General features: G+C 65.5%; 2 protein-coding genes and 1 riboswitch. Both genes read right to left on the bottom strand.

Annotated elements, in window-relative coordinates; translation table 11 throughout:
• Nucleotides 1-171 precede the first annotated feature (171 nt).
• Nucleotides 172-1,542, bottom strand: coding sequence for an NtaA/DmoA family FMN-dependent monooxygenase (locus ACFTZB_RS44520; protein WP_378442237.1), 1,371 nt, complete (start codon nucleotides 1,540-1,542; stop codon nucleotides 172-174).
• Between the two features lie 23 nt (nucleotides 1,543-1,565).
• Nucleotides 1,566-2,549, bottom strand: a complete 984-nt coding sequence (locus ACFTZB_RS44515; RefSeq protein WP_378442239.1) for an LLM class flavin-dependent oxidoreductase — start codon at nucleotides 2,547-2,549, stop codon at nucleotides 1,566-1,568.
• Between the two features lie 158 nt (nucleotides 2,550-2,707).
• Nucleotides 2,708-2,821: riboswitch (SAM riboswitch) on the bottom strand.
• Nucleotides 2,822-3,097: the final 276 nt, after the last annotated feature.

Here is a 3,097-nt window from a genome sequence, read left to right as displayed (position 1 = left end):
ACGCACAGGCGACCAGCCGAATGAAACGAGGCCGCTGGTCGGGGTTCCTCCCCGGGTAACGAGGAGTACCCGCCACGGGCATCCGAACCTGGACGACGGGTGGCCGCGGTGTCCAGCGGTGAAATGCCCATCGCTCGCCCCGACACACTCGGACCACCGTCGATACCGCCCTTACACGGCAGGCAGACGCAGGTGGTCGCGCAGAGTCTCGGTCGTGTACTCGGTTCGATAGACCCCGCGTTCCTGCAATTCCGGTACGAGTCTGTCGACGAGGTCGTCGATCGAATCCTGCAGGTGGTACGGATTGATGTTGAATCCGTCCACGACGCGATGTCGCACCCAGTACGCCCAGCGATCCGCGATCTCGCCGGCGGTCCCGGCCAGGTAGCGCGAGTTCGGGGCCACTTCGAGGACGAGCTGTCGGATCGACAGGTCTTTCTCCGCGGCCAGCGCACGCCAGTGGGTTATCTGATCGAGCTTGCCGGTGCGGTCCGCGATCGCCAACGTCCCGCGCGACGGATCGAGTTCTCCGTCGATCGGGTCGATGTCCGGCAACGGGCCGTCGGGGTCGTATGCCGAAAGATCCTGCCCCCAATAGTGTTCGAGGAATGCAATCGCCCGGTGCGGGTTGTAGGCGTTCTCGCGGAGCCACCGAGCCTTCTCCTCGGCATCCTCGGGCGTGTCTCCGATGATCACGGTGACACCGGGAAGGATTCGGAGCGAATCCGTGGACCGGCCGTGAGCGGACAGTCGCGCCCGGAGGTCGCGTGCGTAGGCAACGGCCGCGTCGAACTCGTTGTTCGCCGAGAACACGACGTCGGCATGGCGGGCCGCCAGGTCACGGCCGCCGACGGAATCGCCGGCCTGGAACAACACGGGCCGCCCCTGTCTGCTCGACGGAACGGTGGAGACCGCAGTGGCGTGCAGAAGGTCACTGTTCCGTGCGATGCCCGCAGATCGGTCGGCCGGCAGCCAACTGTCCTGGTGGGCATCCGTGGCGACATCGGCGAGCGACCACGCGTCCCAGTATTCCTTGGCCAATTCGACGAGTTCGGTGGCCCGCTCGTAGCGGCGTTCGTGCGGCAGCCATCCACCGCGCCGGAAGTTCTCGCCGGTCCACGCGTTGTCGGTGGTGACGATGTTCCATCCCGCCCGTCCGTCGGACAGGACATCCAAGCTTCCCAGCCGCCGCACAAGGTCGACCGGCAGACTGTACGTGGTGTTCTGCGTGGCGACGAGACCGATCCGGCTGGTCACCCCGGCAAGCGCCGACAGTTGAGTGATGGCGTCGGGACGGCCCGCAATGTCAGTGGCCAATGCCGCACCGCGGTTCTCCCGCACACGCTGGCCGTCGCCGAGGAAGAACGCATCGAACAAGCCCCGTTCCAAGGTTTGAGCAACCCGCAGGAAGGTTTCCGGGGATACCTGGTCGGGGGCCTTGGAATCTTCCCACACCGTCTGCGGGCCGATTCCCGGGTAGAAAACACCGAGGTGGACCTGCGCGTCGGCATCATACGGTGCTCCGGTGTCCGGAGTGGACATGGCAAACTCCTGCCTGGTCGTGGCTAGCTGATGGTCGATGCGAAGCGGCTGAGCGGCCGACGTAGTCCGAGCGTCTCCCGCAACGTCGAGCCCGGTTTCGGAATCCGATGCAGTGACAACTCCTGCAATATGGGAAGGACCTCGTCGACCAGAACGGCGAGATCAGTGGTGACGACGGCGGGATGGATCCGGACACCGTCCACCGTGTCCGCCAGGGACCGCACCAGGTCGACGAAGTCTCGTGCCGAACCCGCGAATCGAAGGCGTCCCCGGTCCGGCCACAGCGCATACCCATCGAGGCGGGCAAGGCGCGACTGCGCGGACTCGGTCTTCGTATCGAGAATCACCTCGACATCGGCGAAGGTCACGGCCCGCTGTCCCGCCGCCGACGTCCCGATGTCGGTCACATCCCGACCGGACAGCAGCACAATGTCGAGAAGATCCGGCACCCCCAGCTCCGCAGCTCCCACGACGACTATCTGCCCCTGCGGTGAACGGGGTGTGATGAGCGGTCCGACGACGCTGAAGAACTCGCCCTCGAACCTGACGTGGTGCACCTTGTCGGGATCGAGGTAGCGACCCGTCGCGGCATCGCGGATCACGGCATCGTCCTCCCACGAATCCCAGAGCTGCCGGGCGAGCTCGATGACGTCTCGAACCTCGCGCCGTACGGCCTCGGGGGCACGTGGCTCGAATCCGACTGCACCATTGACGTCCGCGGAGTTGTCCGAGCCGACCACCCATGCCGCGCGACCCCGACTGCCGTGATCGAGGCTGGCCAGCTGCGTCGCGAGATGGAACGGTTCGGTGGTGAGGACGTGCACCGTCGGCGCCACCCCGATAGTGGCCGTCGTCGTCGCCACGAACGACGCACGCGTCCCAGCATCCAACCGTCCCACGGGGTATGCGCCCTCCCCCGGCACCACTCGGTCGTCGATGGTGACCAGCGCGAAACCGGCAGCCTCGGCTGTGTCCACAACCGACCGGAGAACCCGGGGACAGACCACATCGGCAGGCGGGCGCCCCCACACACGCCACGCGGCGGGATGACCTCCCGCGCCATCTACCTCGACTGCCAGGTGTAGCGGTTTGGGCGCTCGAACCACGACGAAAGTCCTTTCGAAGGAGTGCGGACGCGCACCGGAGAACCAGGGTCCACGGACTCCTTGCGCGCTTGCGGAATCAGTTGTCGATTCCGCCGGGTCGTCACCTGGAGCACCCCGCCGCGCGGGAGGGTTGCCGACCAGCAAGCCAGGGCTTGATGCTGGTACTCATGACCGTCGACATGAATGTATCACGATACGTAAGGCCGAAAAGCGCACCGTCACAACATGCTCAACGCTTCCCATAGCCCACGACGGGGGCCACGCGAAGCTTTACGATCTCGGTGATTGAAATTCACCTGACGGCACACCATTCGCGGACGGAACGACCGTCGGCGCGACGACGCGGCATCGGCCCCTTAGAGCGTGTCTCATGTGGATGAAGTGACGTGTGGGACATAATGTGACGCGTGGTAGATGAGTTGTCACTGAGGCTGGTTCCGGATGCGTTG

Origin of the sequence: Rhodococcus sp. NPDC057014, from assembly GCF_042673295.1 — a bacterium.
Classification (GTDB): Bacteria; Actinomycetota; Actinomycetes; order Mycobacteriales; family Mycobacteriaceae; genus Rhodococcus_F.
The sequence above is the reverse complement of the archived record's forward strand: the minus strand, read 5'-3'. Positions and strand labels throughout refer to the sequence as shown.